At 70.2% G+C, this 20,904-nt stretch carries 21 protein-coding genes; 14 read left to right on the top strand and 7 right to left on the bottom strand.

Features of this window, described 5'->3' with window-relative positions:
* Window positions 1–2: 2 nt before the first annotated feature.
* From ACQQ2N_RS06490 to ACQQ2N_RS06515, 6 genes are read left to right on the top strand one after another with little or no spacing between them, the layout of a single operon-like run.
* Window positions 3–704: a hypothetical protein gene (locus tag ACQQ2N_RS06490; protein WP_440224883.1), complete on the top strand. Its 702-nt coding sequence runs from the start codon at window positions 3–5 to the stop codon at window positions 702–704.
* A complete protein-coding gene (locus ACQQ2N_RS06495) occupies window positions 701–1,000 on the top strand; it encodes a hydroxymyristoyl-ACP dehydratase (protein WP_440224884.1) in 300 nt (99 codons plus the stop codon). Before ACQQ2N_RS06490 ends, ACQQ2N_RS06495 begins: the two co-directional genes overlap by 4 nt.
* Window positions 997–1,959, top strand: a complete 963-nt coding sequence (locus ACQQ2N_RS06500) for an LpxL/LpxP family acyltransferase (RefSeq protein ID WP_440224885.1) — start codon at window positions 997–999, stop codon at window positions 1,957–1,959. Before ACQQ2N_RS06495 ends, ACQQ2N_RS06500 begins: the two co-directional genes overlap by 4 nt.
* Window positions 1,928–2,533: a LolA-related protein gene (locus ACQQ2N_RS06505; RefSeq protein ID WP_440224886.1), complete on the top strand. Its 606-nt coding sequence runs from the start codon at window positions 1,928–1,930 to the stop codon at window positions 2,531–2,533. The genes ACQQ2N_RS06500 and ACQQ2N_RS06505 overlap by 32 nt, the downstream gene beginning before the upstream one ends.
* Window positions 2,530–4,890, top strand: a complete 2,361-nt coding sequence (locus tag ACQQ2N_RS06510; RefSeq protein ID WP_440224887.1) for an MMPL family transporter — start codon at window positions 2,530–2,532, stop codon at window positions 4,888–4,890. Before ACQQ2N_RS06505 ends, ACQQ2N_RS06510 begins: the two co-directional genes overlap by 4 nt.
* The gene (locus ACQQ2N_RS06515) at window positions 4,874–5,308 is read left to right on the top strand and encodes a phosphotransferase (RefSeq protein ID WP_440224888.1); all 435 of its coding nucleotides are present in this window, start codon (window positions 4,874–4,876) and stop codon (window positions 5,306–5,308) included. Before ACQQ2N_RS06510 ends, ACQQ2N_RS06515 begins: the two co-directional genes overlap by 17 nt.
* 149 nt (window positions 5,309–5,457) lie before the next feature.
* Here the strand turns inward: ACQQ2N_RS06515 and ACQQ2N_RS06520 are convergent, their stop codons facing one another.
* On the bottom strand, window positions 5,458–6,927 hold the full coding sequence (locus ACQQ2N_RS06520) for a hypothetical protein (RefSeq protein WP_440224889.1): 1,470 nt from the start codon (window positions 6,925–6,927) through the stop codon (window positions 5,458–5,460).
* A 123-nt stretch (window positions 6,928–7,050) separates the two neighbouring features.
* Window positions 7,051–7,728 (bottom strand): hypothetical protein, encoded by a 678-nt coding sequence (locus tag ACQQ2N_RS06525; RefSeq protein ID WP_440224890.1) that lies wholly within the window; start codon window positions 7,726–7,728, stop codon window positions 7,051–7,053.
* Between the two features lie 83 nt (window positions 7,729–7,811).
* Between ACQQ2N_RS06525 and lptM the strand changes: the two genes are divergently transcribed.
* The 4 genes from lptM to ACQQ2N_RS06545 are packed head-to-tail and all read left to right on the top strand — an operon-like array spanning window position 7,812 to window position 10,375.
* Window positions 7,812–7,940: an LPS translocon maturation chaperone LptM gene (gene lptM / locus ACQQ2N_RS06530; protein WP_440224891.1), complete on the top strand. Its 129-nt coding sequence runs from the start codon at window positions 7,812–7,814 to the stop codon at window positions 7,938–7,940.
* 9 nt (window positions 7,941–7,949) lie between these two features.
* Window positions 7,950–8,780, top strand: coding sequence for a diaminopimelate epimerase (dapF, locus tag ACQQ2N_RS06535; protein ID WP_440224892.1), 831 nt, complete (start codon window positions 7,950–7,952; stop codon window positions 8,778–8,780).
* Window positions 8,773–9,456 (top strand): DUF484 family protein, encoded by a 684-nt coding sequence (locus ACQQ2N_RS06540; RefSeq protein ID WP_440224893.1) that lies wholly within the window; start codon window positions 8,773–8,775, stop codon window positions 9,454–9,456. The genes dapF and ACQQ2N_RS06540 overlap by 8 nt, the downstream gene beginning before the upstream one ends.
* A gap of 13 nt (window positions 9,457–9,469) precedes the next feature.
* Window positions 9,470–10,375 carry a tyrosine recombinase XerC gene (locus ACQQ2N_RS06545; protein WP_440224894.1) on the top strand — a complete coding sequence of 302 codons (906 nt, stop codon included), beginning with the start codon at window positions 9,470–9,472 and terminating at the stop codon, window positions 10,373–10,375.
* A 97-nt stretch (window positions 10,376–10,472) separates the two neighbouring features.
* Here the strand turns inward: ACQQ2N_RS06545 and ACQQ2N_RS06550 are convergent, their stop codons facing one another.
* From ACQQ2N_RS06550 to ACQQ2N_RS06560, 3 genes are all read right to left on the bottom strand, one after another.
* Complete coding sequence (locus ACQQ2N_RS06550; RefSeq protein WP_440224895.1) at window positions 10,473–11,681, bottom strand: hypothetical protein; 1,209 nt, start codon at window positions 11,679–11,681, stop codon at window positions 10,473–10,475.
* 238 nt (window positions 11,682–11,919) lie between these two features.
* On the bottom strand, window positions 11,920–14,094 hold the full coding sequence (locus ACQQ2N_RS06555) for a TonB-dependent receptor plug domain-containing protein (RefSeq protein WP_440224896.1): 2,175 nt from the start codon (window positions 14,092–14,094) through the stop codon (window positions 11,920–11,922).
* A 137-nt stretch (window positions 14,095–14,231) separates the two neighbouring features.
* Window positions 14,232–14,651 (bottom strand): hypothetical protein, encoded by a 420-nt coding sequence (locus tag ACQQ2N_RS06560; protein WP_440224897.1) that lies wholly within the window; start codon window positions 14,649–14,651, stop codon window positions 14,232–14,234.
* A 138-nt stretch (window positions 14,652–14,789) separates the two neighbouring features.
* On the opposite strand from ACQQ2N_RS06560, the gene hslV reads away from it, so the two are divergent.
* From hslV to ACQQ2N_RS06580, 4 genes are all read left to right on the top strand, one after another.
* Entirely contained in the window at window positions 14,790–15,332 is a 543-nt protein-coding gene (hslV, locus tag ACQQ2N_RS06565) for an ATP-dependent protease subunit HslV (RefSeq protein ID WP_440224898.1), read from the top strand.
* An 86-nt stretch (window positions 15,333–15,418) separates the two neighbouring features.
* Window positions 15,419–16,759, top strand: a complete 1,341-nt coding sequence (gene hslU, locus ACQQ2N_RS06570) for an ATP-dependent protease ATPase subunit HslU (protein ID WP_440224899.1) — start codon at window positions 15,419–15,421, stop codon at window positions 16,757–16,759.
* A 72-nt stretch (window positions 16,760–16,831) separates the two neighbouring features.
* On the top strand, window positions 16,832–17,446 hold the full coding sequence (locus tag ACQQ2N_RS06575; protein ID WP_440224900.1) for a hypothetical protein: 615 nt from the start codon (window positions 16,832–16,834) through the stop codon (window positions 17,444–17,446).
* A 65-nt stretch (window positions 17,447–17,511) separates the two neighbouring features.
* Entirely contained in the window at window positions 17,512–17,865 is a 354-nt protein-coding gene (locus ACQQ2N_RS06580; protein ID WP_440224901.1) for a gamma-butyrobetaine hydroxylase-like domain-containing protein, read from the top strand.
* 584 nt (window positions 17,866–18,449) lie between these two features.
* Here the strand turns inward: ACQQ2N_RS06580 and ACQQ2N_RS06585 are convergent.
* Window positions 18,450–20,369, bottom strand: coding sequence for a DUF2207 domain-containing protein (locus tag ACQQ2N_RS06585; protein ID WP_440224902.1), 1,920 nt, complete (start codon window positions 20,367–20,369; stop codon window positions 18,450–18,452).
* Window positions 20,366–20,902: a LemA family protein gene (locus ACQQ2N_RS06590; protein WP_440224903.1), complete on the bottom strand. Its 537-nt coding sequence runs from the start codon at window positions 20,900–20,902 to the stop codon at window positions 20,366–20,368. Before ACQQ2N_RS06590 ends, ACQQ2N_RS06585 begins: the two co-directional genes overlap by 4 nt.
* Between the last annotated feature and the right edge of the window lie 2 nt (window positions 20,903–20,904).

Raw genomic sequence — 20,904 nt, forward strand, 5'->3', positions numbered from 1 at the left:
GCATGGACCAGCGCCTTCCCGCCCGCTCCGAGGCGCCCCGCCCGGGCCCGGCCCGCGGCGTCGTCTTCGGCGCGCTGGCGATCTGGGTGGTGCTCCTCGCAACCTCGCTCGCGACCGGCAACCCGTGGCTGTCGGTGAGCTGCCTGATCTACCTCGCGGGACTCGTGCTGGCCGGCCGCCTGCTGCGCGGCGACCGCATCGCGTGGATCGGCTGGATCGCGTTCGCCGCAGGCCTCGTGCTGCTCGCGCGCTCCGGTCATGGGCGCAGCACGCTCGATGCGCTGCCGGTGGCGATCAACCTCGGCATGGCCGCGCTGTTCGGGCACACGCTGTTCGCACCACGCGTGCCGCTGATCGCACGCGTGATCACGGCAGTCGAAGGCGCCGAACGCCTCGCGCTGCCGCGCGTCGCCGACTACGCGCGTCATCTCACGCTCGCGTGGACGTTGCTGTTCCTCGGCCAGGCCGCGCTGATGGGCGTGCTGCTGTGGCGCGGCTCGGCCGATGCGAGCACGCAGACGCCGTCGATCGGCTACCTGCACGTGGGCGGCTATCTCGTGCCGGCCGTGTTCATGATCGTCGAGTACGCATTCCGGCGCTGGCACCTGCGCCACATCCCGCACATGTCGCCGCAGCGCTTCGTGCGCCAGCTCGTCGCGCACTGGCCGCGCGTGCTCAGCGAACTCGGCGGGATGCCACGATGAGCACGGCGCGCGAACTCGACGGCGAGGTCTGCATCGACGCGACGCATCCGAGCCTGCCCGGGCACTTCCCGGGCCAGCCGGTCGTGCCGGGCGTCGTGCTGCTCGACCATGTCGCGGCGCGCCTCGAAGAGGCCGGCCTCGGCCGCCTCGCGCGCATCGCGTCGGTGAAGTTCATGACCCCGCTGCTGCCCGGCGAACGCGCCGCGCTGCAGGCGACGGTCGAAGGGGCGCGCGTGAAGTTCCGCATCACGCGCGATGGCATCGGCATACTCGGCGGCGAAGGGGAGCTGGCATGAGTAGGAATGGACACTGGACGCAGCAGTCGGAGGGCGGCGGCCGGTTCGCACTGTGGCTCATCCGCACGATCGGCCTGCGCCTGGGCCGCGGGCCGGCGCGCCTGCTGCTGTACCCGATCACGCTGTACTTCTTCCTGCGCCGCGGCGCCGAGCGGCGCGCCTCGCGTGCCTACCTCGAGCGCATCACGGGCCGCCCCGCGAGCGCGTGGCAGGTCATGCGCCACATCCACGGCTTCGCCGCGACGATCCTCGACCGCATCTTCCTGCTGACCGGCCACCTCGACCGTTTCGACATCGGCGTGCACGGCATCGACGACCTGCACGACCAGATGCGCCCCGACCGCGGCGTGCTGCTGCTCGGCGCGCACGTCGGCAGCTTCGAGGCGTTGCGCGTGCTGTCGCTGCGCCGCCCCGACGTGAAGGTACGCGTCGTGCTCGACACCCAGCAGACGCCGGCCATGACCGAACTGCTGCACGAGCTCAACCCGGGGATCGCGCGCAACGTCATCGACGCGTCGCAACCGGGCCACGAGATCGTGCTCGCGCTGCACGACGCGATGCAGGAAGGCGCGCTCGCGACGCTGCTCGGCGACCGCGCGCGGCCGCACGAGAACACGGTCATCGTCGATTTCCTCGGCGCGCCGGCACGCTTTCCGGTCTCGCCGTTCCTGATCGCGAGCATGCTCAAGGTGCCGATCGTGCTGTGCCTGGGCATCTACGGCGGCGGTCGCCGCTACGACCTGCACTTCGAAGTGCTCGCCGAACGCCTCGACCTGCCGCGCCGCGGCCGCGAAGCCGAGCTGCGCGCGATCGTGCAGCGTTACGCCACGCGCCTCGAGCAGCATGTGCGCCTCCATCCCTACAACTGGTTCAACTTCTATGACTTCTGGAACCTGGACGCGCCTCGCGCTGACGAGCCTGCCGTGGATGCTGCTGCCGTGCCTGGCCGCAGCGGCTGATCCCGATCCGCAGGCACTCGTCGCCGGACTCGCGCGGCCGGTACCGGCGCGCACCGCGTATACCGAAGTGCGCTTCGCGCAGATGCTCGACCGCCCGCTGGTCGTGCGCGGCGAACTCGAGTACCTGGGTCCCGGCAAGCTCGGCAAGCGCGTCGACACGCCGTACAAGGAGCAGACGACGATCGCCGACGGCCAGGTCAGCGTGCAGCGCGGCACGCGCAAGCCGCGCGAGATCGCACTCGGCCAGGTGCCGGAGCTCGAGGGCTTCCTGCGCGGCTTCAGCGCGCTGCTCGGTGGTGACGCGGCGGTCCTCGCACAGGATTTCACGCTGACCACGCGCGGCACCGCGCAGCGCTGGCACCTGAGCCTCGTACCCAAGGACGCACGCCTGAAGCGACGCGTCGCCTCGATCGAAGTCGATGGCGACGACGCCGGCGCGCGCTGCTTCGGCATCGTCGACGCCGACGGTGACGCCAACATCCTGCTCGTCGAGGCGCTCGCCTCGGCCGAGCTGCCCAAGCCGCTCACGCGACGCAACGTCGAGATCACCTGCGCCGGGACCGCGCCGAAGTGAGGCGCGCCACGCTTGCGCTGCTGGTCGCTTGGATCGCGGCGCTCGCGGTGCTCGGCGTGGTCGTGCAGCGCAACCTGCACGTCGGCTCGGACCTGCGCAGCTTCATGCCGCCGGCGCAGACGCCGGACCAGAAGCTGCTCATGGAGCAGATCGGCGAGGGTCCGGGTTCGCGCCTGCTGCTGCTCGCGCTGTCGGGCAAGCCGGCCGGCGAACTCGCTACCGCGAGCCGCGCGATGGCCGACGCGTTGCGCGCCGACGAGCGCTTCACCCAGGTCGCCAACGGTGCGTTCGAGAGCGGCCTGCTCGACGACGCGCTGCTGCCGTACCGCTTCCTGCTGACGCCGTCATTCGACGACGCGCCGCTCGACCGCGACGTGCTCGCCGACGAACTCGCGCAGCGCCTCGAAGACCTCGGCTCGCCCGCCGCGACGCTGCTCAAGCCGCTGCTGCCGCGTGATCCGACCCTCGAGATCATGAAGCTTGCCGAGCACTGGTCGCCGCCGAAGCCGCCGCTCGTGCGCGAAGGCGTGTGGTTCTCGCCGGACGGCGAGGCTCTGCTGCTCGTGCAGACGCGTGCCGCGGGCTTCGACCCCGATGCGCAGGGCGCGGCGATCGAGGCTTTGCAGGCCTACGGTAGAGACCTTCCCGCGATGGCCGGTGCCGAGCTCGTCATCAGCGGGCCCGGCTATTTCGGTGTCGTCGTGAGCCGCACGACGAAGGGCGAGGCGCAGTGGCTCGGCCACCTCAGCACGATCGGCTTCGTGATCCTGCTGCTCGTGGCCTATCGCAGCATCGCCGTGCTCGGCCTCGCCGCGCTGCCGATCGTCTCGGGCGGACTCGCCGGCATCGCCGCGATCGCGCTCGCGTTCGACGCGGTGCACGGCATCACGCTCGCGTTCGGCTTCACCTTGCTCGGCGTCGCCCAGGAATACCCGATCCGCGTGCTGAGCCATCGCCGCGCCGGCGAAAGCGCGCTCGAAAGCGTGCGTGCGCTGTGGCCACTGCTGCTGACCGCGATCGCCTCGGCGTGCATCGCCTACCTCGCGTTCTTCGCCTCGGGCGTGGAAGGCCTGCAGCAGCTCGCGGTGTTCACGATCGTCGGCCTGCTCGTCGCGGGATGGAGCACGCGCCACCTGCTGCCGCGCGTGCTGCCCGAGCGCTTCCGCGACGCCGCCGACACACCGGGGCTCGAACGCGCGTGGCGCTTCCTCGACGGCCTGCCGCGCCCGCGCTGGCTGCCGCCGCTGCTGCTCGCGCTGTCGGCGGTGATGCTCACGACGGCGTCGACACCGTTCTGGCAGAACAACCTCGCCGCGCTGACCCCGGTGCCCGCCGACCTGCTGCAGCGCGAAGGCCGCCTGCGCGCCGCGCTAGGCGCGCCCGACGTGCGCTACCTGCTCGTCGTGCAGGCGGCCGATGCCGATGGCGTGCTCGCGCTGTCCGAGCGCATCACGCCCGACGTCGACGCCCTCGTCGAACGCGGCGCGATCGACGGTGCCGAGCTGCCGAGCCGCTACCTGCCGAGCCTCGCGACGCAGCGCGAACGCCAGGCCGCGCTGCCCACGCGCGACGCCTTGTCGACGATGCTCGGCGAAGCGCTCGAAGGCGTGCCGTTCCGTGCCGGGTTGTTCGAACCGTTCCTCGACGACGTCGAACGCGCGCGCACGCTCGAGCTGCTCACGCCCGAGCGCTTCGCCTCGTCGCCGCTGGGCGCGCGCCTGCAGGCGATGCTCGTGCCGCACGACGGGCAATGGATCGGACTCGGCACGCTGATCGGCGTGCACGACGCGGCCGCGTTCGACGCGATCGCGCAGAAGACCGGTGGCGCGGTGCGCCTGCTCGACCTCAAGGGTGCCTCCGAGTCGCTCGTCGCGGCCTACCGCGAGCGTATCCTGCACGCGTTCGGCATCGCCGTCGTGCTGCTCGTCGCGACCGTGCTCGTGGCGTTCCGCGACGTGCGCCGCGCCTGGCACGTGCTCGCGCCGATGACGCTCGCGACGATCCTCGTGCTCGCCGTGCTGCGCGCCTGCGGCGTGTCGATGTCGCTGTTCCACCTCGTCGCGCTGACCCTCGCCGCCGGGCTCGGCCTGCACTACGCACTGTTCTTCGAACGCATCGCACCCGATGCGGCCGAGGCGCGCCGCACGCTGCACGCGACGCTCGTGTGCGTGGTCTCGGCCTTGCTCGTGTTCGCATTGCTCGCATGGTCGTCGCTGCCGGTGCTGCGCGCGATCGGCCTGACCGTGAGCCTCGGTGTCGGCTTCCATTTCTGCCTGTCGATCCTCATGGCGCGCGAGACGCGCGCCGGGGCGCCGGGTCCGCTCGACGGAAAAGGCCACGATGCTCGCCAAGGCTGACTGGGGTCACCTGATCCCGCACCAGGGCCTCATGTGCCTGCTCGACACGGTGGTCGACTGGCACGACGAGGCGATCCATGCGCGCAGCGCGTCGCACCGTCGCGCCGACAACCCGCTGCGCCGCGACGGCATGCTGCGCGCCGTGCACCTGTGCGAGTACGGTGCGCAGGCGATGGCCGTGCACGGTGCGCTGCTCGCGCGTGCGGCCGGGCAGGCCGCGTCGCCGGGCCTGCTCGTGTCCCTGCGCGGTGTCACGCTCGCGCGGGCACGCGTCGACGATCTCGACGGCGCGCTCGACGTGCACGCCGAGCGCCTGCTCGGCGGCGAGGCCGCGTGGCAGTACACGTTCCGCATCGTGCACGCCGGCGACGAGATCGCGAGCGGTCGTGCCGCGGTGATGCTGCGGCCGGCCGCGTAGCGGGGATCGACGAGCCTGCGGCAGGCGGTTCCGGCGTGAACGCTGATCAAGCTGGGGTCAGGTTCATTTGTCCCGAGCCGCGCATGATTCCTGCGCCTGCTCACCGGACAAATGAACCTGACCCCAGTTCCGACCGGCCTCGCGGGTACCTAGTACCTCACCGCGTGGCGGAAGCCCGCGCGCTCGAGGTGGTGTTCGGTCCAGCCGCCCGCGAGGCGGCGCCGCACCATGACGACGCCGGACTCCATGCCGACGATCTCGACGCGCATCGCCGGCTTGGTCGCGAAGTGCACGATGAAACGCTGGCCGACCTGCTTGCCGAGCTCGCGGTAGTCGCGGATCGCGCCGGCCATGGCTTCGTCGGGTTGAGGCGGTGCGAGGAACGGCTCGTCGGCAGCCGGTGCGGGCGCCGGCGCAGGCGTGCGCGCCGCGAGCGTCGCCAGCGAGGCACGCAAGGCCTCCGACCCGGATGGCATTGGCGTGCTGCCCACGGTCGATGCCGGCGGCGGCGTCGACACGTCCGCGACCGGGGTCGCGGCATCGACCGACGCCGGGGCTTCGCCGGTCTCGCGCTGCAGGCGTGCGAACGCGGTCAGTTCGTCGTCCTCGGGGAACGGACGCGCCGTGGTCTGGCGCAGCGGCATGCCGAGGTCGACGCCGTTGATCGTGAGCCGGCCGGCGAGGTACGGCAGGACATCACCCCAGGTCGGTTCGTCATCCTCGTCGAACGGCGGATCACCGTGGTATTCGACCGCGAACTCGATCGAGCCGCCGCCATTCGCGTACGTCGCATACGCCGACACGAAGCCGGCATCGGCGGCGAGGCCGGCCGACTGCAGCAGGCGCTGCACGGTGCGCACGTGGCGGTTCGCGAACACCTCGGGCGTGACGCCGTCCTCGCGTGCGCAGTAGGCGTTGCGCGCCTCGGCGAAGCCGTCGTCGCGCACGATCCAGGTATCGGACACGAGTTCGTCCTTGCCGGTCTCGTAGTAGCTCAGCAGCGGCAGGTTGTCGTGCACGTTGGCGACGCCCTTGTGCTCGATCGCGCCGATGCCGCGGCGCTCGACGCGCGTGGAGGTCTCGAAGCGACCGCTGGCACGCGACCACGTGCGTGTCATCGTGAGCGGTTCGAGCGGCAGGCCGAGCGCAGCGAACTCCTCCTCGAGCCACAGGTCGTGCTCGACGCAGCCCGAGGCCTCGAACGGCGCGAACGTGGCCGCACCGAACAGGTCGAGGTCGGGTGACAGCGGGAGTTCGAGATTGCCGCGGCCGCCCTCGAACACCATGGTCACGTTGTGGATGCGCTTGAGCCAGTTCGAGCGCTTGACCAGCGCGGTCGTGTATTCGACGAACGGGATCTCGACGCGCACGCTGTCGAAGCGGTAGGCGTGCTCGGTCATCCCGGAGACGGGTACAAGGGTCACGTCGCTCGCGGTCGCACCGCCGGCGAGGCGCGGCCACGCGGCGCGGTAGCTGATGTCCCAGCCCGGGTAGGCGTTCTCGAGCGAGCGCTTCACGATCTGGTTGGCGTTGAAGAACAGGTACACCGTGACCAGCACGACCAGACCGACCACGTAGGCGATGCGCTTGAACGACGCGCCGCCCTTGGCGGGCTTCACCGCTTTTCCTGCCATGGAATTTTCCCCTGCACCCCATTCCGCCTCGGCGCGATGCCGGGCGCGACCGTCGCATGCTAATCCCGCCCGGCGCCAGCGGGGCGGCAGCGCGTCACGAATGCAGTGTCACCAGCCAGCCTGGCGCAGGCGTTCCTCGGTGGCCGCGTCCGCGGGGCGCGCGACGAGACCACCGGTCGGCGCCAGCGTGACCGTGTAACGGCCACCGTCGACGAGCGGCAGGTAGGCCGCGCTGCCGTAGTCGGCGTCGATCCACCCGAGCCACTCGGGGAAGCGCCGACGCAGGTCGAGCACGTCGACCGGATTGTCGTCGGCGAGCGCGACCGCGCTGCGCGGCTGCGAGGTTTCCATCGCCGTGTCGGCGTAACGGCCGTTGAGGCGATCGAGGCGGTAGACGGTCGGCGCACCGAGCACGACGGCCTGCGGCGTCCACTTCACGACGCGCGCATCGAGCTGCCACTGGTCGCCGTGCAGGTCGGTGGTGCGGCGCGTGCCGTCGGGATACTCGATGCGTACGGCGAAATGGCGCTCGCCGAGCTGGCGCGCATCGAGCATCGCGATCGGCGTCTCGGTGGTCAGTCGGCGGTAGCCGAGCAGCGCACTGCCCGCGAACGCACCGAGCAGCGCGAGCAGCACGAACACGAGGCTCCACAGGCCGCTGTGGCAGGCGGCGAAACGCCGACGCCCACGCCAGCGACGCCGCGCGCCGAACGCGTTGGCCAGCGCGAACAGCGCGCAGAACCCCGCGAACACGTAGAAGGCGATGAGGAACGGCGTCAACGGCATGCGTCGAGCATACCGCCGCGCGGCGCGCGTGCGGACGCGCTGGCTATACTAAGGTCAGCACCCGCTCATCCTCGGACCGACGCATGCCCCGTCTCGCCCGCCTGACCTGCCTGATCGCGCTGTGCGCGGCGATCGCCGCCTGCGGCAACAAGGGCGACCTCGTGAAGCCGAATACGGGTCCCGTACCTGCGCCGGCCCCCGCGGGTTCCTGAGCACGCACGATGACGCTCGTGTTCACCAAGATGCACGGGATCGGCAACGATTTCGTCGTCGTCGACTGCCGTGATGCCCCGCTCGCGCTCGGCACCGAGGCGATCCGCCGCCTCGGCGACCGCCATCTCGGCGTCGGCTTCGACCAGCTGCTCACGATCGAGCCCGCGCGCGATCCGGACTGCGCCTACGCTTACGGCATCTGGAACACCGACGGCACGCGCTCGGGCCAGTGCGGCAACGGCGCACGCTGTGTCGCCGCGTGGCTCGCGCGCGCGGGTCTGCTCGGCGAGGGCCTCGTGCGCCTGGAGAGTCCCTCGGGGCCGGTCGGCGTCGAGATCCTCGCCGGCGGCCATGTGCGCGTCGACATGGGCGAGCCGCGCTTCGCACCGCCCGCGCTGCCGCTCGATGTCGCGCACGAAGAGGATCGCTACACGATCGACGTGGTCGGCCGTCCGCTCGAGATCGGCGCCGTGTCGATGGGCAACCCGCACGCGGTGATCGAGGTCGACGAGATCGCGACCGCACCGGTCGGCGTGCTCGGTCCGCAGGTCGAACACGCGGCGGCGTTCCCGCGCGGCTGCAATGTCGGCTTCGCACAGCGCGTCGCGCGTGACGCGATCATGCTGCGCGTGTGGGAGCGCGGCGTCGGCGAAACCCTGGCCTGCGGCAGTGGCGCCTGCGCCGCGGTCGCGGTGCTGCACCGTCGCGGCCTCGTCGACGACGAGGTGCGCGTCACGCTGCCCGGTGGCAGCCTCGACATCCGCTGGCCCGGCGCCGGCCATCCGCTGTGGATGACCGGTCCGGCCGCTTTCGTCTTCGAAGGAACCTGGCATGAGTGAGCTGAGCGTGAAGGAAGGCCTCAACGCGATGGACGTGGCGAGCTACCTGCGCCGCCACCCGGATTTCCTCAAGGAGTTCCCGGACCTCGCGATCAACCTGCACGTGCCGCGCGAGCAGGGCCCGGCGGCGTCGCTGGCGAGCTACCAGCTCGAGGTGCTGCGCGACAAGAACACCGAGCTGTCGCGGCGCCTGCGCGAGCTCATCGACATCGCGCACGAGAACGAGCAGCTCATGGTGCGCGTGCACACGCTCACCCTCGCGCTCATGCGCGCGACCAGCCTGCCCGACACGGTCACGCGCGTCGTCGCGAGCCTGACCGAGGATTTCGCGACCGACCTCGTGCGCATCGTGCTGTTCCGCACCGATCCGGCGCTGCCCGCCGCCGACTGGCTGCTCGTGGAGACCGGCGGAGCGGCCTCGCTTCCCGCCTTCGCCGAGTTCCTCAAGCGCGGCGAGCCACTGTGCGGGCGCCTGCAGCAGGACAAGCTCGATGCGCTGTTCGGCGCACGCGCGGACGAGGTACGTTCGGCCGTGCTGCTGTCGATCGGCGACATCGGCATGCTCGCGATCGGCAGCCTCGACGCGAACCGTTTCCATCCCGGCATGGGCACGGTGTTCCTGCGTCTCATCGCCGAAGCCGTGTCGACGGCCGTCGACCGCTACACGCGCGGCTGAGCACGATGCCGGCATGACGGCGATGCAGGGCGACGTCGACCGTTTCCTCGGCTGGCTGCGCGTCGAGCGTCGCTATGCGCCGTCGACGGTCGACAACTACGCACGCGGCCTCGCGCGCCTGTCGGCGCTCGCCGAGTCGCTCGGCCTGACGCGCTGGATCGACGTGCGCACCGCGCAGCTGCAGAGCCATGCCGCGCAGCTGCATCGCGGCGGCCTGTCGCCGGCCAGCCTCGCGCTCTACCTGTCGACCTGCCGCAGCTTCTTCCGCTTCCTCGCGCGCGACGGCGAGCTCAAGCTCAATCCCGCCACCGGCATTCGCACGCCGAAGGTGCGTCGCAAGCTGCCGCAGGTGCTCGATGCCGACGAGATGGGTGCGCTGCTCGAGTTCCCGACCGACGATCCCGAAGCCGTGCACGACCGCGCGATGCTCGAGCTGCTGTACTCGAGCGGCCTGCGTGTCGCCGAGATCGTCAGCGTGCGCTGGCGTGATCTCGACGCCGGCGAGGGCATGCTGCGCGTCACCGGCAAGGGCTCCAAGACGCGCATCGTGCCAGTCGGCGGGCAGGCGCTCGCCGCGCTCGCGGCGCTGCGCGAACAGGAGCACCCGCACGACGATGCACTGATCCTGCGCGGTCGCGGCGGTCGACCGCTCAGCACCAACGGCGTGCGCACGCGACTCAAGCAGCGCGCCCGCGAGCAAGGCGTGTGGAAGCGCGTCTACCCGCACCTCATGCGCCATTCCTGCGCGAGCCACCTGCTCGAGTCCTCGGGCGACCTGCGCGCCGTGCAGGAACTGCTCGGCCACGCCGACATCGGCACGACGCAGATCTACACGCACCTCGACTTCCAGCACCTCGCACGCGTCTACGACGCGGCGCACCCACGCGCGAAGCGGCGCGGCGAGTCGGGTAGCGAATGACCGGAGCACGAGCCAGGCGCTAGACGATCACACCCGCTCTTCTGTCGCGCGATCAGGTCGGGCGTGAAGCGGGACGCATCGCGTGTCCTTCATCGAATCAGCGATCCATCCCACTGTAGAAGACGAAGTCTTCGGTAGAGACGACGATGGCGCCGGAACCGTCGAAACTTCCGGCGTCACGCGCGTAAGGGATGCCGACGATCCACGTCGCTCCACGACCGGCGAGCGCCGCACCGAATGCCCAACCCGTCGTGTCCTGGCCTCCGAGCGTCACGCCTGCTTCCGTGATGACACCGTCCGGTTCGAGACGGTATGTGTACAACGCGCCTCCGGCACCGTCGAAGTCAGCAGTCGCGCCGACCCAGAGAAGATCCTTCGCGAGTGCGACCGACCTGCCGAACCCCGCTCTTCTGCCTTCGTCGGGTGAAGAAATCACCCGGCGCAGGAACCAGAACTCGCCGACCTTCTGATAGACCCAGACCTGTCCCGGTCGCGAAGCCGCGGCGTCACCCGGCGCTCCTATCGCGACCCAGTCTCCTTGCAGCGCGAGAGACTCCGCGTACGTCACCGACGTCGGACTCGTCGCCGTGAACGTAGCCGTGTGCACCTGCGCACCTATGAATCCCGCGGTGTACAGATAGGCCGTACGACTTCCCGGGGCGCCGACGAGGATGCGGGTTGCGTCGCTCGCCATGCTGTAACCGAATGTCATTCCGGAGACGGGCTGCGGCGCCGACAATGGCGGGCCGATTCCGTCGAAGCTCGCGACGATGCCGCAGTCGACGCCGACACTGCAGTCTGCCGTGGGAGCGGCTGTCCACATGGTGCTCCGCGTGCGCGCGACAGCGTATCCCCACACCGCATCGGCCGGACTCGTGACGGGAAAGTCCACTCGCTGGATGTGTGCGCTCTCCACGGAGACCATGTAGGCCGCACCCCTTGGTTCACCAGGTGCGCCGATGGCGACGTGCCCCGCATCGTTGGCGGACAAGGCTTCACCAAACCGCCCGTTCGCTTCCGCACGTGGCGAGATCATCCTTCGATCCAGTACCCATCCGGAACCATGGCGTACGTACTGGTAGACGATACCCGTGCTCCATAGGTCGGCATGGGTCGCACATGGATCCACGATCCAGAGCCAGCGGCCAGCGAGTTCGACGCGCGTTCCAAAGCATCCGATGCCGTCTTCCGGAGGCTTGTCGATACGGATAGGTGACGATCCGCCGTGAGCCATCATCGAGGCCGCGAGAAGGCCCGGTTTCAATGCCCAGCCGAGCGCACGAAGAATCGAGACGTGCCTGTCCATGATCGCTCCCCTGTGCCCCTGCACATCGATCGTCAGCAGTATCGGTCAAGGCGGTACCGAAGTTCGACCCTCGTCCCGTGTCCGTCGACTAAGGGCCGTCGAGTCTTGGCAGGCTCGTCGGCCAACGCGAGCCGCTAGCGCGCCATGCAGCACACTCAATTGCCGTATCGTTGCGGCGATGCCCCGTCGAGCCTGCATGTGATCGGCTCGACGGGGCCCCTCCGTCAGGACAACGTCCTCACCACACGTACTTCACGCGCGCGTAGAACGTCGCGTTCGACGGTTCGCGGTACTCGGTGCGCGCGCCCGGCGTGCCGTTCGCGGCCACGTTCGTGATGCTGCGGCGGTCCTTCGTCGCGAGCAGGTTGAGCGCACTCAGCGACACGCTCGTGCGCTCGCCGAGCTGCGTGCGTGCGGACAGGTCCAGGCGCGTCTGCGCGGCGAACGCGGTGCGCGTGACCACGCCGTCGACGTCGGCGAAGGCCTGGTCGTAGGCGAACACGCGGTTGGCGTTGACGCCGAACGTCGTGCGCAGCGGTGCGGCGAACCAGTCGAGGCCGAGGTTGGCGACGAGGTCGGGTTGCTGGTCGAAGCGGCGCGTGTCGTTGCCGCCGTCGACGCGCAGGCTCGTGTGCACGCGGGTCGCGTTGGCCCACAGCACGAGATCGGGCAGGCCCGCGAACGTGAGCGGCAGGCGGCCTTCGACTTCGGCGCCGTAGAGCTTGCCGGTGCCGACGTTCTCGGGCTTCGCGAGCCAGCGGCCGTCGACGAGGCGCGCGTAGTCCTCGATCTTGTCCTCGATGCGGCGCGAGAACAGGTTGGCCGAGACGAGGCCACGGCGGTCGTCGAGGTAGCCGTCGATGCCGAGATCGAGACCCCAGGCGCGCTCCGGGCGCGTGTCGGGATTGCCGGCCGTGTCGGGGCTGGACAGCGTGCCCGATTCCTCGCTGATCGTCGGCGTGAGGTCGCGCAGGTCGGGGCGTCGCAGCGTGCGCGCGAGGCCGGCGCGCAAGTCGACCGCGTCGTTCAGGGCGTGGCGCAGCTGCAGCGTGGGCGTGACGTCGGTCGAGGTGACCGTGCCGCGTTCGCTTTCGTGGCTAGTCGTGCGCGTGCGGCTGCGTTCGACGCGCGCGCCGGCGGTCAGCAGCGTGGACGGCGACAGCGTGATGCCGTCGGCGATCCACGCGTGCGCGACCGTCTCGCCGACCGCGTAGATGCGGCCGTAGTCGGGCGTCTGCGGCGCGCCGTTGCGCAGGCGCGATTCGTCCTCGTCGCGCGTCGCGTCGCTGAAGCCGACACCGGCATCGAACGCGTGCGCACCTCGCGTCCATGCGAACGCCGCGCCGGCGTTCCACTGGTCGAGGTCGACATCGGAGAAGCGCTGCTCGGTGCGGTTCTGCACGCCGGCCGCATTGAAACGCTGGGAGTCGCGCGTGGTGTCCTCGCGCGCGTCGCTGGTCTCGTAGTACAGCGTCGCGTTGCCGCCCGCGGCGAGGTCGTGCTGCCACTCGACGCGGCTGCCATAGGTCTCGCGCACGCGGCGGCGCAGTTCGTTCGTGGTCTGGTTGACCGTCCCCGCGGCGGTCAGCACGCGGTCGCTCTGGTCGCGGCGTTCGCGGGTCTTGTACAGCGACGGCGTGACGACGAGGCGGTCGCGCGCACCGAGCGCGAAGTCCAGGCGCGTCGTCAGCGTATGTTCCTCGAACGTGCGCTTCTGGTCCTGGTCGCTGCCGCCGTTGAATGCGCCGGCGGGCGTGTAAGCGAACGAGCGCGAGCCTTCCTCGAGCAGTCGGCGCTGCGCGTCGACGGCCGCGAACGCACGCAGGATGCCGTGCTCGCCGCCGTACCAGAGGGCCGCGTCGCCCGTGTCGCCGTTGCCCTCGACATGGCCGGCGCCGAGGCTCACGCCACCCGACGGTTCGGCATAGTGGCGCTTGGTGATGATGTTGATCGTGCCGGCGATGCCGGCCGCAGGCTGGCCGGCGAGCGGACTGCGCACGATCTCGATGCGCTCGATCATCGCGGCGGGCAGGCGATCGACCTCCATGTTGCGGCTCGAGTTGCCGTCGAGGAACGGACGACCGTCGAGCAGCACCTGCGTGTACTCGCCGCCGATCGCACGCAGGCGTGCATCGCGCGAGCGGTTGACGCCCGGGAAGGTGACGCCGGGCAGGCGGCGGATCGCGTCGCCGACGCTGAGGTCGTTGAACTGGTTGAGCTGCTCGCCGTCGATGACGACGCGGGCATTCGGCGCCTCGTGGCGGTCGGCGAGCGCTTCGCGCACGGACGGGTCGATGAGGTCGCCGCGCACGACGACGGCATCGAGCTCGGTGTTCGCTTCGGCGATGGCGGACGCCCACGCAGGCGCGAGCAGGCCGGCCAGGATGGCCGACGTCAGGAGAGTCCTGGACATGGTGTTCTCGGATGGTGGAGCGCGGGCGACGGCGGCGCTCGTGGCGTGACGGTGGCTCGATAAACGAGAATGATTCTCGTTATGTAATCTTAACGAAACACGTGCGTGTCGTCACGCTTTCGGGGCTGAGACGCTGCTCAGTCCCGGCAGAACCCTTCCGAACCCGGCGTGATCACGAGGCAATCGCGCTTGTCGGCCAGCCATTTCATGCCGGTGCCGGCCCCGTCGGTGGCGCGGATCGCCTGCTCGGCGCCGTCGCGATCGAAGCGCAGGTGGTCGCCGGCGGTGCGACCGTCGTAGGCCTTCGGACCGTCGAGGTCCTGCACGGTCACGCGATAACCGGCCGCAGCCGAGCCCTCGACGAGCAGGAACGTGCCTTCGGGACCGGTCCAGCGTCCGACCCAGGCATCGGTCTTCGGCGCACCACGCGTCTCGGGCGGCGGCGTCGCGGCCGCTTCGGGGGATGCAGGCGCGGCAGCGGGTGGCTCGTCGCGCGTGCAGGCCGCGAGCGACGCGACGACGGCGAGGACCGGGGCGATTCGGACGAGGCGGTGCATGGCGGACTCCCGTGCTGGATGCCGGCGCACGGTAGCGCCCGCGGCCTGAAGCGCCGGCCACCGGATGCGCTCGGCGAGCCGCTTGGAAACGCCGGCCCGGCCCCCACGTCCAACGTTCCCGTTTTGCCGGAATCCCGCATGGAATCGTTCCACGCCACGACCATCGTCTCGGTGCGCCGTGAAGGCCGCGTCGTCATCGGCGGCGACGGCCAGGTCACGCTCGGCCACACGATCATGAAGGCGAACGCGCGCAAGCTGCGCCGCCTCGGCGCCAAGGGCGACGTGCTCGCGGGCTTCGCGGGTGCCACGGCCGACGCGTTCACGCTGTTCGAGCTGTTCGAACAGAAGCTCGAGCGCTTCAGCGGCAACCTCACGCGCGCCGCGGTCGAGATGGCCAAGGACTGGCGTACCGATCGCCGCCTCGGCCGCCTCGAGGCGATGCTCGCCGTGGCCGACAAGGATGTGTCGTTGCTGATCTCGGGCAACGGCGACGTCGTCGAGCCCGAGAACGGCCTCATCGCGATCGGCTCGGGCGGTCCCTACGCGCAGTCCGCGGCGCGTGCGCTGCTCGAAAACACCGACCTCGATGCGCGCACGATCGTCGAGCGCTCGCTCAAGATCGCCGGCGACGTCTGCATCTACACGAACCACAACGTCACGATCGAGGAACTCGCCGCCTGAGGCGATGCGCGGCGCAGACGCCGCGCCGTTCCCGTTCCGCGCGGCCCGTGCGCCGCGCTCCCCCTTCCTGGATACGGCACACCCGCATGTCCGACATGACTCCCCGCGAGATCGTCCACGAACTCGACCGCTACATCATCGGCCAGCACGCCGCCAAGCGCGCGGTCGCGATCGCGCTGCGCAACCGCTGGCGGCGCATGCAGCTCGAGCCTTCGCTGCGCCACGAGGTCACGCCGAAGAACATCCTCATGATCGGCCCGACCGGCGTCGGCAAGACCGAGATCGCGCGCCGCCTCGCCGCGCTCGCGAATGCGCCGTTCATCAAGGTCGAGGCGACCAAGTTCACCGAGGTCGGCTACGTCGGCAAGGATGTCGAGCAGATCGTGCGCGACCTCGCCGAAGCCGCGTTCAAGATGGCACGCGAGCAGGCCAAGTCGCGCGTGCGCACGCAGGCCGAGGACCGTGCCGAGGACCGCATCCTCGACGCGCTGCTGCCGCGCCGCCAGACCGTCGGTTTCGCCAACGAGCCGGCGACGCCCGATGCGCGCGACACCGACACGCGCCAGAAACTCGCGCGCCAGTACCGCGAGGGCAAGCTCGACGAGCGCGAGATCGAGGTCGACCTCGCCATGAACCTCGGCGGCGTCGAGATCATGGCGCCGCCGGGCATGGAGGAGATGACGAGCCAGCTGCGCGGCATGTTCCAGTCGCTGTCGGGCCAGCGCACGCAGAAGCGCAAGCTCACGATCGCGCAGGCGCGCCCGCTGCTCGTCGAGGAAGAGGCAGGCAAGCTCGTCAACGACGAGGAGATCAAGCAGCAGGCGATCGACAACTGCGAGCAGAACGGCATCGTCTTCATCGACGAGATCGACAAGGTCGCGCAGCGCGGCGAGTTCAACGGCGCCGGCGTGAGCCGCGAAGGCGTGCAGCGCGACCTGCTGCCGCTCGTCGAGGGATCGGCGGTGTCGACCAAGCACGGCGTCGTGCGCACCGACCACATCCTGTTCATCGCCTCGGGCGCGTTCTCGCTGGCCAAGCCCTCGGACCTGATTCCGGAGCTGCAGGGCCGCTTCCCGATCCGCGTCGAGCTGTCGGCGCTGTCGGCCGAGGATTTCCGCCGCATCCTCGGCGAGCCGCGGCACGCACTGACCAAGCAGTACGCGGCGCTGCTCGGCACCGAGGGCGTCTCGCTGACGTTCACCGACGACGGCATCCACCGCCTCGCCGAGATTGCGTTCCAGGTCAACGAGCGCACCGAGAACATCGGCGCGCGGCGCCTGCACACGGTGCTCGAGCGCCTGCTCGACGAGATCTCGTTCGAGGCCTCCGACCACGCCGGCAGCGCCGTGACGGTCGATGCGGCCTACGTCGACGCCCACCTCGGCACCCTCGTCAAGGACGAGGACCTGTCGCGCTACATCCTGTGATGACCGCCCGGCGCGGCAACGCGCCGGAGGCCCGAAGTTGCATGAACCCCCCAATCGTCCGACCATAGCGCCATGAGTACCGTCGTTCCGTTCAAATCCCGTGGCGTACGCGCCGTCCTGCGTGAAGCGCACGAGCAGCACATCCCGATGCGTTTCGCGCGCGAGCGCATCCAGCCCGGCTGGATCCACGGCTTCGTCGTGGGGCTGTCGCGCGAGTACTGCCTGATTGCCGAAGTCGGCGACGCGATGCGTTACGACGGCTTCGTCGTGCTCGCGATCTCCGACCTCAGCCAGATCGAGGAAGACCCGTCGCGCGAGTTCGTCGAGAAGGCGCTCGCGCTGCGCGGCGAGCCGCTCGTCGTGCCGCCGGACTTCCGCCTCGACGACTGGGGCACGATCGCGCAGTCGGCGATGCGCCTCGCGCCGATCATCTCGGTCAACGTGGTCGAGGACGACGCAGGCGAGATCAGCTACATCGGCCAGCTCACCGAGCTCGAGTCGGACGGCCTGATCCTGCGCGAGGTCGATCCGAACGCGCACTGGTACGCCGACACCGGCGACTACGGCTTCGACGAGATCGCCTCGATCGGCTTCGGCACGGGCTACCTCGACGCGCTGTGGCAGGTCGCCGGCACGCCGGCCGATCCGCTCAAGCCGCGCGCGCCGGTTTCCGACTCGCTGCACTGAGGCCTCGCGCCGGAGCCTCCGGCGCGCCCCTTCCGAGCGCCGTGCACGGCGCGTCCGGAGTCCGCATGGCCACCCCCACCGAGATCACCCTGCACCGCGCCTCGCACGTGCTCGAGGTCGCGTTCGACGACGGCCTGCGTTTCCGCCTGCCGGCCGAATACCTGCGCGTGCACTCGCCGAGTGCCGAGGTGCAGGGCCACGGCCCGGGCCAGAAGGTGCTCGTGTCCGGCAAGCGCGAGGTCGCGATCGACGCGATCTCGCCGGTCGGCAACTACGCCGTGCTACTGCGTTTCAGCGACGGCCACGCGACCGGCATCTTCTCGTGGGAGGTCCTGCACGAACTCGGCCGCAACCACGCGCGCAACTGGGATACCTACGTCGCCGCGCTCGAGGCGGCGGGGCGGTCGCGGGAGAGGTGAGGCAAGATGCGATGACACCGTGCATCTCGCCGGTAGCACACTGCACTCGCTGACCTCTTCTACCGTCATTCCGGCGAAAGCCCACTGCTGACCGGGGAAAATCCGCACACTACGTCGCGCCGTCAGCCGGACTGTCGCTTGGTGTTTCCCGCCGTTCGGTGTCGCGCGACCGAACAGGCTCGACGCGTCCTCCCGCCGTGGCGTCGCGCTTGAGCCCCTCGCCCTCCGGGAGAGGGGTTGGGGAGAGGGTGCGGGATCGAGACCACGTCGGATCATCGTCGCGATCCCGGACCCTCATTCGGCCCTGCGGGCCACCTTCTCCCGGAGGGAGAAGGGAAAGAACGCGCGATGCCGCGTTGCCGCGAAACAAGTAGGCATCCCGGCGCTCATCGCAGGAGGCCGGGCGCTGGAACGCTTTCCAGCCTTCGCTTCCAACTTTCCTCGGACAGCAGTGGGCTTTCGCCGGAATGACGGTACAAGAGTGTGATGGGTGACCGCGGAAAGTGACGGACCAGAGCAATGCGAAGACACCGGTCACGTCGCAACGAAACGCACACCACCACCTGCGCCGCGACCTGTGCGCCTCACCACCCTCCGCCACCGCCTCCACCACCGCCACCACCCGATGAACCACCGCCGGAACTGCCGGACGACGAGCCGCCGCCGCTGCTGCCCGACGACGAGCCAGGCGGCATCGACGACGAGCTGATCGCGGTGCTCAGCGACTGTCCGAGCGAGCTTCCGAAGCTCGACGGCGAGAAGCCTTCGTCACCCCGGCGGCCGTGGTACCAGGCCAGGCTCGTCGCGGCCGCTGCCGCCGCGGCGGGTCCGACCGCATCGACGAGGCGATCGCCCCAGGTCTTCTCGACCTCGAGCGCCATCGCGTAGGCGAACAGGCGCTGGTACTCGGCGACGTCCATCGGCGGTGCCTGTACGCGTGCGAGGTCGTCGCGCTCGGCGACGCCGAGGTAGAGCCGCAGGCCCTCGATGCGGTCCAGCAGCGCACGACCCGGCACGGTCGTGGCCGGCATCCAGTACGAGAACGGCACCTGCACGAGTGCGAGCGCGGCGACCAGCAGCGCGAACACGAGGCTGGCTGAGTGCGCGAGCACGGCACCGATGCCGATCGTGACGAGCGCGACGAGCACCGCGCCGAAGAAGCGCCCGCCCGCATCGACACCGTCACGGCGCGCCTGCAGCGCGCTGCCGAGCAGGCCGCCCGCGAACATCGCGAAGAAGAACACGCCGATCGTGCCGAACACGGCGGGTCCGGTCGGCGTCTCGCGGTCGGCGAGCAGGGCGACCGCGCCGACGACGATCGCGAACACCGCACCGAAACAGCCGATCGCGGTGTTGCGCCGGAAATTGGCCTTCGCGTAGGTGTCCTCGAGATGCTTGGCGTGCGCCTTGTGCGCGGCACCGATGACCTCGTGGTTCACGTCGTCGAAGCGCAGTTTCGGACGCGTGCCGAGCAGCGCGTCGTAGAGCACGCGCGCCGCGTCGGGCACGTCGGATGCACCGCCGACCGTGCGCTCGATCGTGTAGGTCTTGTTCTTCTCGTGGATGCGCAGCGCGTTGCGCACGCCGAGCTCGACGAGATCGGCGGCGAACCCGCGATGGTCGTGGTGACGACGCCAGATGAAGCGCACGGCCGCGGGCGACAGGCCCGGCGGTGGATCGTATTGCGGGATGATCACGCCGGCCGCGGGATCGCGTCCGACACGCCACCACTGCAGCACGAGGAAGGTCGCGAGCACGAGCAGGCCGATCGCGGCGATGCCTTCGCGGCGGTTGTCCTCGACGAACCAGGCGAGGCGCTGGCGCGCGCCGGGTGCGGCGACGACACCCTTCGGGAACGTCACGACCAGCGTGAGGCCTTCCTGCGGCGCGAGCGGCACGGTCGCGGCGATGCGTGCGACGGCCTTGCCGTCGACGTGGGCGGCGACGTCGCGTGCGGTCGAGCCCTGCGGACCCGTGTAGCCTTCGATCGCGACATCCGCGGCGGCGATGCCGTCGGGCAGCGTGACGCTGGCCTGCGCGTGATCGATCGCGAACGCCCAGCCGTTGCCGGTGACGTTCCAGTACAGCTCGTCGTGGTCGTCGAAATAGCCGAGCTGGCGCGTCGTGCGGTAGTGCAGCGTGTAGCGGTACTCGCCCGGCTCGAGCTCGGTGTAGGTGTCGCCGAGGTAGACGCGCACACCGTTGGACAGGCGCTCCTGGTGCCAGCTCTCGGGCTCGCCGTCACGCGAGGCTTCGAGGAACTCGAAGCCGACGCGCACGCGGCGACCGTTGCGATCCTGGTAGTCGGTCGGGAAGTCGCGGAAGATGCCGCGCCGGATGTCGTGCCCTTCGGCGCGCACGTGGATCGTCTCGGTGACCGTCATCGAGGTGTCGGCCGCGACGACGATGTCGCTCCAGAAATCGAGGATGCGCTCGTCGGCGTGCGCGCGTGGCGCGACCGTGAGCAACACGAGGCAGGCGAGGGCGGCGAGCACGCGCATCATCGCGGTGCCTCCTGCTGCGCGCCGGCCTCGAAGAACTCGGCCGGCCGGAAACCCGCGAGGCGCGCGACGACGATGTCGGGGAACTGCTCGATGCGCGTGTTGAGCTGGCGCACGGCGCCGTTGTAGAAGCGCCGCGCGTACTGCAGGTGGTCCTCGATCGCGACGAGGTCGCGCTGCAGCTGCAGGAAGGTGTCGCTGGCCTTGAGCTCGGGATAGCGCTCCTGCAGCGCGAGCAGGCGCTCGATCTGGCCGGCGAGCTCGTCCTCGAGGCGGGCGCGCTCGGGCAGCGCGGCCGCCGCGTCGATGCGCGTGCGCAGCTCGGCGACCAAGGTCAGCGTCGTGCGCTCGTGGTCGGCGTAGGCCTTCACGGTGCTCACGAGCTGTGGCGTGAGGTCGTGCCGGCGCGTCAGCTGCACGTCGATGTCGGCCCAGGCCGCGCGCACCTGGTTGCGGTCGGCGACGAGGCGGTTGAACAGCAGCACGCCGACCACGAACGGCGCGACGAACACCACGATCGCGAGCATCAGCAGCATGG

Source organism: Dokdonella aquatica, from assembly GCF_051987395.1.
Lineage (GTDB): Bacteria > Pseudomonadota > Gammaproteobacteria > Xanthomonadales > Rhodanobacteraceae > Dokdonella.

Bases quoted from the DNA above. Each gene is read 5' to 3' on its own strand.
- ACQQ2N_RS06490 (WP_440224883.1), top strand. From the start codon at position 3: ATGGACCAGCGCCTTCCCGCCCGCTCCGAGGCGCCCCGCCCGGGCCCG.
- ACQQ2N_RS06495 (WP_440224884.1), top strand. From the start codon at position 701: ATGAGCACGGCGCGCGAACTCGACGGCGAGGTCTGCATCGACGCGACG.
- ACQQ2N_RS06500 (WP_440224885.1), top strand. From the start codon at position 997: ATGAGTAGGAATGGACACTGGACGCAGCAGTCGGAGGGCGGCGGCCGG.
- ACQQ2N_RS06505 (WP_440224886.1), top strand. From the start codon at position 1,928: ATGCTGCTGCCGTGCCTGGCCGCAGCGGCTGATCCCGATCCGCAGGCA.
- ACQQ2N_RS06515 (WP_440224888.1), top strand. From the start codon at position 4,874: ATGCTCGCCAAGGCTGACTGGGGTCACCTGATCCCGCACCAGGGCCTC.
- ACQQ2N_RS06525 (WP_440224890.1), bottom strand. From the start codon at position 7,728: ATGCCGTTGACGCCGTTCCTCATCGCCTTCTACGTGTTCGCGGGGTTC.
- lptM (WP_440224891.1), top strand. From the start codon at position 7,812: ATGCCCCGTCTCGCCCGCCTGACCTGCCTGATCGCGCTGTGCGCGGCG.
- dapF (WP_440224892.1), top strand. From the start codon at position 7,950: ATGACGCTCGTGTTCACCAAGATGCACGGGATCGGCAACGATTTCGTC.
- ACQQ2N_RS06540 (WP_440224893.1), top strand. From the start codon at position 8,773: ATGAGTGAGCTGAGCGTGAAGGAAGGCCTCAACGCGATGGACGTGGCG.
- ACQQ2N_RS06545 (WP_440224894.1), top strand. From the start codon at position 9,470: ATGACGGCGATGCAGGGCGACGTCGACCGTTTCCTCGGCTGGCTGCGC.
- ACQQ2N_RS06550 (WP_440224895.1), bottom strand. From the start codon at position 11,681: ATGGACAGGCACGTCTCGATTCTTCGTGCGCTCGGCTGGGCATTGAAA.
- ACQQ2N_RS06555 (WP_440224896.1), bottom strand. From the start codon at position 14,094: ATGTCCAGGACTCTCCTGACGTCGGCCATCCTGGCCGGCCTGCTCGCG.
- ACQQ2N_RS06560 (WP_440224897.1), bottom strand. From the start codon at position 14,651: ATGCACCGCCTCGTCCGAATCGCCCCGGTCCTCGCCGTCGTCGCGTCG.
- hslV (WP_440224898.1), top strand. From the start codon at position 14,790: ATGGAATCGTTCCACGCCACGACCATCGTCTCGGTGCGCCGTGAAGGC.
- hslU (WP_440224899.1), top strand. From the start codon at position 15,419: ATGTCCGACATGACTCCCCGCGAGATCGTCCACGAACTCGACCGCTAC.
- ACQQ2N_RS06575 (WP_440224900.1), top strand. From the start codon at position 16,832: ATGAGTACCGTCGTTCCGTTCAAATCCCGTGGCGTACGCGCCGTCCTG.
- ACQQ2N_RS06580 (WP_440224901.1), top strand. From the start codon at position 17,512: ATGGCCACCCCCACCGAGATCACCCTGCACCGCGCCTCGCACGTGCTC.
- ACQQ2N_RS06585 (WP_440224902.1), bottom strand. From the start codon at position 20,369: ATGATGCGCGTGCTCGCCGCCCTCGCCTGCCTCGTGTTGCTCACGGTC.
- ACQQ2N_RS06590 (WP_440224903.1), bottom strand. From the start codon at position 20,902: ATGCTGCTGATGCTCGCGATCGTGGTGTTCGTCGCGCCGTTCGTGGTC.